This is a genomic window from Mesorhizobium sp. ORS 3428, from assembly GCF_001854785.1.
Classification (GTDB): domain Bacteria; phylum Pseudomonadota; class Alphaproteobacteria; order Rhizobiales; family Rhizobiaceae; genus Mesorhizobium.
The window spans coordinates 1-7,135 of the sequence record NZ_MDFL01000028.1; the positions used below are offsets into that span (position 1 = coordinate 1).

The 7,135-nt window shown below is 55.2% G+C and carries 5 protein-coding genes; all 5 read left to right on the plus strand.

What is annotated here, in order from left to right:
• Positions 1-921: M24 family metallopeptidase (locus tag ORS3428_RS05290; RefSeq protein ID WP_071095250.1), on the plus strand; the 921-nt coding region annotated here is incomplete at its 5' end.
• Positions 922-1,245: 324 nt separating this feature from the next.
• Positions 1,246-1,695, plus strand: a complete 450-nt coding sequence (locus tag ORS3428_RS05295; RefSeq protein WP_071095253.1) for a GNAT family N-acetyltransferase — start codon at positions 1,246-1,248, stop codon at positions 1,693-1,695.
• Between the two features lie 988 nt (positions 1,696-2,683).
• Complete coding sequence (locus tag ORS3428_RS05305) at positions 2,684-3,679, plus strand: isopenicillin N synthase family dioxygenase (RefSeq protein WP_083354998.1); 996 nt, start codon at positions 2,684-2,686, stop codon at positions 3,677-3,679.
• A 664-nt stretch (positions 3,680-4,343) separates the two neighbouring features.
• Positions 4,344-4,910 carry an SET domain-containing protein-lysine N-methyltransferase gene (locus ORS3428_RS34375; RefSeq protein ID WP_083354999.1) on the plus strand — a complete coding sequence of 189 codons (567 nt, stop codon included), beginning with the start codon at positions 4,344-4,346 and terminating at the stop codon, positions 4,908-4,910.
• A 931-nt stretch (positions 4,911-5,841) separates the two neighbouring features.
• On the plus strand, positions 5,842-6,576 hold the full coding sequence (locus ORS3428_RS05310) for a hypothetical protein (protein ID WP_244507860.1): 735 nt from the start codon (positions 5,842-5,844) through the stop codon (positions 6,574-6,576).
• Positions 6,577-7,135 lie beyond the last annotated feature (559 nt).

Here is a 7,135-nt window from a genome sequence, read left to right on the forward strand (position 1 = left end):
GCTGGTTTTTACTACTTTGTCGCCGGGGACGAAGGAGAGGCCATGGCGAAGGATTTTGCCGGGCAGATCGATGAACTGCTGCGCCGCTTTGGCGGCGAAAACAGGCGTCTGGCTGTTGACAAGATAGAGATCTCGGGTCTGCGCGCTCTAGACGCCTTCGGCATCGAGGTGTGCAACGGCATGCAGCTTATGGAGCATGCGCGGGCTCTCAAGGGGATTGACGAAATCAACGCGATGCGCTGTTCAATCGCAACTTGTGAGGTTGCCGTCGCCAAGATGCGCGACCGTTTGCAACCAGGTATCGCCGAAACGGAATTGTGGTCTCTCCTTCATGCTGAGAACATCGCCCGTGGTGGCGAATGGATCGAAACGCGCCTTCTCACGTCGGGCCCTCGTACAAATCCGTGGCTGCAGGAAGCGGGGCCACGTCGGATTAATACAGGCGACCTTGTCGCATTCGACACCGATGTTGTTGGACCTTACGGCATGTGTGCGGATTTCTCCAGAACGTGGTACTGTGGCGACGGCCGACCGAGTGACGAACAGCGAAGGCTGCATACAATTGCTTATGAGCACATGATGGCAAATATAGCCATGCTCAAGCCAGGCATATCGTTCACGGAGCTCACTGAACGCAGTCACAGRCTCCCTGCGGAATTCGTCGCGCAGCGCTATGGCGTGATGATGCATGGTATAGGCCTTTGCGACGAGTATCCTGCCATCCTGTATCCGGAAGATTTCATCCCAGGAGCGTTCGACTATGTACTCGAAGCGGGCATGACGCTTTGCGTGGAGTCATACATTGGAACGGTTGGCGGGCACGAGGGCGTGAAACTTGAAGAGCAGGTGCTGATCACAGAAAACGGCGTTGAAAACCTCACAAAATGTCCCTTCGATCCAGCTTTGATGGGCGCAGCTTGAGGCACCTCTTGTATTGCTAAATCACGTCCGCGGTTACGAATTGATTGTGATGAGGTGCCAGAGGCTGCTTTGATTCAACGCCTACTTGCCGGAGCGGACCACTGGGAAGTTCTGCGGCATTGGGTCGGACTTTGCACGCAATCATGGGCTACTTCCGTAACCGGATTGGCGGGAGAGCATTGCCTGTTAGGTGCACTGAATCGAATATCATAATCGCGGATACAATAACAATTGAGCCGATCGGCTTACCCGCCGGTCATAACCAAACTTGGGAAGGACATCGGTCGCAGGTGTTTCCCGTTCTTTTTCGTTTAAGGATTCGCTATGGCACTGGAGATCAGGGATGCGCGGCCGGAGCATGAACGTGCCTGGCGCAAACTGTGGGACTGCCATGTGCGGTTCTTCGGGATGACACTTGATCCCGAGGTGACTGCGACCGCCTGGAGGCGCATTATCGATCCGGCATCGCCRGTGAACATGCGGGTTGCCGAGCAGGATAGCACGCCTGTAGGCTTCRCCATCCATTTCCCTCACCCTTCGTCGTGGGTCAAGAGCAATGACTGCTATCTCGAGGATCTTTATGTTGACGAGCATTTCCGCGGTTCGGGCATTGGCCGGGCGCTCGTCGACGACCTCGTCGCAGTTTGCAAAAAGAACGGCTGGGAGCGGCTTTACTGGCACGCCGATAAGGACAACGCCCGCGCGCGCAGGCTCTATGATTCCTACGTCGAGGAAGATGGGCACGTGCGTTACCGGATGCGAATCTCTAAGTAGGAGGTATTCTCAGATAACTTCGAAGGAAGAAGGGAATGACACGAAGTGCGTCGTCGATGAACCTAGGCGCTATCGGTCAGGCGAGCAACTTCGTGGGCCTCAAGACAGCCGTAGATCAACTTGAGATGCGGGCAGCGGGTGCAAGAGGATGCCACAATATCATCTAAAGATGAACGTGGGCTGCGCTCGCTCACCACGATGTCAGTTCAGTCCGAGTCTCACCTGACAGCCATGCAGACCTGTTTGGAGCATTCACTGCCTGACACACGCGTCGGAACGTCGCTGCTGCTGTAGGGAGGATGYGGAGGGCGTGTCGGGGCGAGCGTTCCGGCCCGTAAGCCACGTTTCCAAAGCRCAGGATGTGGTGGAGAACATCTGACATCTGGCGGCAAGGTCCGTGATTACGTCGAAATGGGCAAGTTCGCGACCGCGAGGACAATGATCCCCACACAATGGCTTGTCCCCTGTGAAGCTCGGAAATACAGCAGCGCGCGCGGCATCTCGCCCAGTTCTCCGAACGCCCGCTGAGGCCCCRCTTCCGCGGCGACGTCAACGTAAGGTAACTTCAAGTCCCACAATGTCAGGTCTGTCGTCAACCATACACGCCTGRCTAGATCCAACCTGTCAGCGCGCCTCAGCCCAAATATCGGAAAATGCTCATAACGTGATTTCTTGGACGACCTTTGGCCCAACTGGCACGAGCTTTGATGCCCCATTGRCAGTTAGCGGCATGTGCAGACGGCGCGCTGCTCATGACGACCCTAAAAGGCAAGAGCTGCCATGAATACCGTTGATAACACAGAACTGGGCAAACCGCCACGACAGYGCACCAAGGACGCCCCTACCCTCGACGCCGACGTTTGTCGCTTGTCGCACTTCTATCGGAATGGGCCTGTGCCTACGGACTGCGTCACTTATCTCGACGTCTTTTCATGTCTCGGCGCTCGGCCACCGAGCGTAAACTTCCCATTGTTAAACAGGTAAACCAATGTCCAAAGATCTCTTAGTCAGTCTAGACGACAAGTTGCATGCGCGGCGGGAACGCTTTGACAAAATACCGATCGTTGATATAGGCCCACTGCTCGATGGCACTGACAAACACACGGTTTCTCGGGACATACGATGGGCACTATCCAACGCCGGCTTCATGTATGTTAAGAACCACGGTATTCAGCACGACTTGATCGACTCTGTTTTCTCGGCGAGCCGCAGGWTCTTTGATCTGCCACTTTTGGAGAAACTACTACTGCACATTAGCAACTCAGACGTGGCCTTTCGTGGCTACATTGAGCCGTTTRGGGAGAACACCGATCCTGGYAAGACCAAAGACCTTAAGGAGTGCTTCGACTTCGGCCCTGAGCGTTCGGTGTTGGAAGGTCCGTTTTTCGGTCCTAACCAGTGGCCTTCAAGTTGGCCCGAGTTTCGGGAACTGACATATGGATACCATCAAAGGATGGTGGCCCTCGCAAAAAAACTTCTGCAAGGAATTGCCCTCAGTTTGGACCTGTCGGAGGGCTATTTCGAGAATCTCATGCGCAACCCGATCAGCATTCAGCGCCTGCTCCACTACCCGCCGCAGAGCGGCCATGTTAGCGAGGATATGATCGGAATTGGCGCCCACACAGACTATGGCAATTTGACCATACTGGCACAGGATGACGTGGGCGGCCTTCAGGTCCTGAACCGAGATGGCGATTGGGTACAAGGCACGCCGATCCAAGGTACTTTCATAATCAACATCGGGGACCTAATTCAGCGGCTCACCAACGATGTCTACCTGGCTAACATCCATCGCGTTGTTAATAGCTCGGGGCGCGAGCGATACTYAGTCCCCTTCTTTATCGACGCTGACTTCGATGCGGTCATCGAGCCATTAAAATCATGTGTCACGGACAACAACCCACAGCGCTACCACCCGGTAACTTGCGGCGAACATAAACTCCGACGTTTCGCAGCAAGTTACGCTCATTTGGCCAAAGCGTGAGCAAGGCCGCAGGCATCTATCCCAACGGCGAAGGCTGGTGCACATCTTGTCATCGAGCTGCCCGCCAGACTTTGTCGGCTGCACTTCTCGATTCTCGCACAGAGAGACGCATAAACTGCGATGGTCGCCCTCGGACTCCGTTTCGGGCAAAATTGTGCGACCCCGCCAGTTCGATGGCAGCTGGACGAGCATAGACCGCCCCCTGCGRCGGCCGATCAAATCGCATCACGTCTCCTGCCCTCCACGGTCGGAGCCAGAGCCTCGTCCAGCACACCATAAGACATCTCGTGTCAGGTTTGTCAGGAACGCTAAAGACCTCTCGTTTAGCCATTCTCTTGTTTGCCTAAGACAGATGGCCGCAAGGCATCACGAAATTTTTTCTCCGGCTCGACCCGTCAAATTGGCACGGACTTTGAGGGTTCTTTAGTGGGGCAGCGGCGCTGCCGACAGGCATTCATGTCGGGGAATCGCCGAAGGAAGGAACGCTACAAGCCATGGCGTGTAATGTTCCTTCGTGGCAAGTAGGATCRCCAAATCCACAGCTCGTAGCCTAGCACTGTTTGGGAATGCCGAGCAAAAACGCCCCAGAGGACAGAGTGTCACTCTCTACAACTTAAGAGTCTCATCTCACCGGTATTACTCTTTGATTGAAAGGAAATAGGCCGTGCCGAGTTCTAACATAAGCGAAGGCTTGTCTATTTTAACGGATGATGTCGCCTGCGCAAAGCAGCTCAATGCCCACAACGTAAGCATCCTCAGCACGGGTGGCGATAGAGGGCGCGGGGTATTCACCGCCCGCGACTTCTTGCCAGGGGAGATTGTTATCATAGGGCTAGTCGAGCGGATGGAGACGACACGAACGACGAATTCGTTTCAATTGGACTGGAATGTCCACGCTCTCTTTCAGGAGCCGGCTGTCATTGTGAATCATTCTTGTGACCCGAACCTCGCGATTGTGCCTAATCGCTTCGGCGCCTACGACTTTGTTGCCATTCGGCGGATCTCTGCCGAAGCCGAAGTGACGTGGAACTACGCAACATCGGAATTCGAGTGCATCGGGGTATCGGTGTGTCTTTGCTCATCGAAAAATTGCCAAGGTTCAGCCGGAGGCTTCTCCACGCTGCCTCGTGATCATCCTTTGCTCGTGTCCGGATTCTACGCACCATACCTCAAGGAGCCCGTGATACCTTCCAAGAGAGATAGGATTGCTCCCCAAGCTCGTCGTTCATAGCAGCTGGAAATTCTCCAACACACGAGTCGAAATGTCCATTATTTGCTTGTGGTGTTGCCTGAAAGACGCGAGGGTTCGTGAACGGCCCGCCGCGTTCGCAAGGGGTATTTTGAAGATAACTCTGTTTAGTCTGCAATGTATCCGGTTTCGGGGTCGTGGTCCGGCCAAGATGGAGATCCGCGCAAGCTGATCCTCATCAGTGCTGTTGTGCCATCGCCGTGAGGCGACGACTGTACACGGCCAGAAACCGCCATCGGCTGACAAAATGTCCGGTTCAAGACAAAAACCGGCAAAATGTCGGTTTCACTACATTCGGCCCTCTTGTGTTACAAGGTTGTCATTCAGGCCTATTATGCAATCACTGGGCGTTCAGCACGCTGGCACAGACCTTGCTAATCGAGATGTGCAAAACTGATTGACGGCTGACCGCATCGCGGCCCGCATGACGATCGAAACGCTCCTTCAGTTGGCCCGGGTGCAACGTCTCTCAGGAACAGCTTGGGCCGTAAAACCGCGCAATGACGTTGGAGAGCAATGTGTTTTTGCAGATGGGGTCGCCGCTTCCTCCGATCAATTTGAAGACTTGGCTGCGCGGCGAGCCTATCGCACATTTTCAGTCCAACGAAATGTACGTCGTCGGATGTTCGGCGACGCGCCACCCGATGCAGTTGCAGGAAAGCTTCAAGGACAGTTGCCTAGAGGTCATCGGAGCCAAAGTTCACGAACGCACGCTAACGTCGGTTGAGGCGCGAGCCAAGCCGGACGCCGTTGAGGCAAAAGTGGTCGAACTTGAATTGCCCGATAGCGCTCGACTACACAGGCGAAATGGAAAAGCCTTGGCTGGATGCCAGCTTTTCTGCCGCAGCTCCGACCTTGTTTCTGACCGATCTAGATGGCCGTATAGTCTTTATCGGTCACCGGACAGAACTCGATGACGCCTTTCGAAGAGTGCTCAGCGGCAGCTGGCGCGGCTAATGCCCCAGCCAACGCGAAGTGGATCGCGGAGGGAGAACTCACAACGAGCGAACAAGCTAAATCGATCAATAGGAGATTTTGGGCGGCCGTGAGGAACCAGGACTGGGGTACGGCCCTCTCGGCGGTCCAGGAGGGCGCCGCCTTGATGCCCGGCGACATCAATTACCGCCTGGCTCATGCGCATCTATTGCTTCACAGAATGAAGGATATGCGGACCGGGTTGCCTGTCATGCGCCAATTGGTTCGCGACGCCATCGAAAGGAACTCCGAACATTGGATGCTGGCAACACTAGACCAACTCTTCGGTCCGGCGCATGATCACTCGCATTTTCCGTCACCTGAGCGTTTTGCGCTCGGCAACGAGCTGGCAGAGAAGCTCCTTGCACTCAATCCACAACATGGCGACGGCCGCAAGTTCCGGACATATCCGGCAGTCGCTCGATACTATCACGAGAGCGGCAACCAAGATCGCGCGATTGAGTTGGTCGAGATCGCACTGAAGTCGCTGGACAGTCCGGAACCTATGCTGGACGAACTGAAACAGCACCTTCTACCAAATTTGGTGCAGGCCTTGGCCAACCACAAGGGTGAGGAGGTTTGTTACGGCAATCTCTGTGCAGCTCCGCAAACCAATTTCCTCAAGCCGCGTCCGCGGCGCGGGCCGAAGAGAAAGCATAAAAAGGAGCGATAGCATGGCTTTCCGGCCAATGCGTTACTGCAAATGGATCCCATCGCAGTGCTGAACGAATTGGCATCGATTACAGTGATTTTACACAAGGATCGTTTTTCGGACGCTTTTTAAATCATTCTGGAACGGAACGAAGGCTCAGCACCTAACGAAGAAGGAGCTTTAGCTAATGGCAAAATTTCAATTCGGATTGATCAACGGCAACCAATGGGGGCGCCAGATTGGCCTGGCATTTCGAGCGCACGGCGATCAGATCAGGCCGTCAGCGCTGATTGAAAATCTTGCGTTTCCGACGCGACAGGCGGTTAGCCATAAGCTGCCCGAGCCTTCGAAGGCAGGAACTCTGTTCGTCAGGCGGTCGCTCATGGCGATGCACAAGCCGATGCTCGCTTGGCCGACCGGGCGAAGGGGTCGCCTCGGCTATGCGTCGGAAGGTGTTCGGGTCAAACCGGGCTCCTGCGAGCATCTCATGGACGGGGCGGTTGGCGGGGTGAACGGCGAGAGGGCACTCGCATGAAGCCTTTTGTCGGGAGAGTCGCCTTGGTGACCGGGGCCAGCAGGG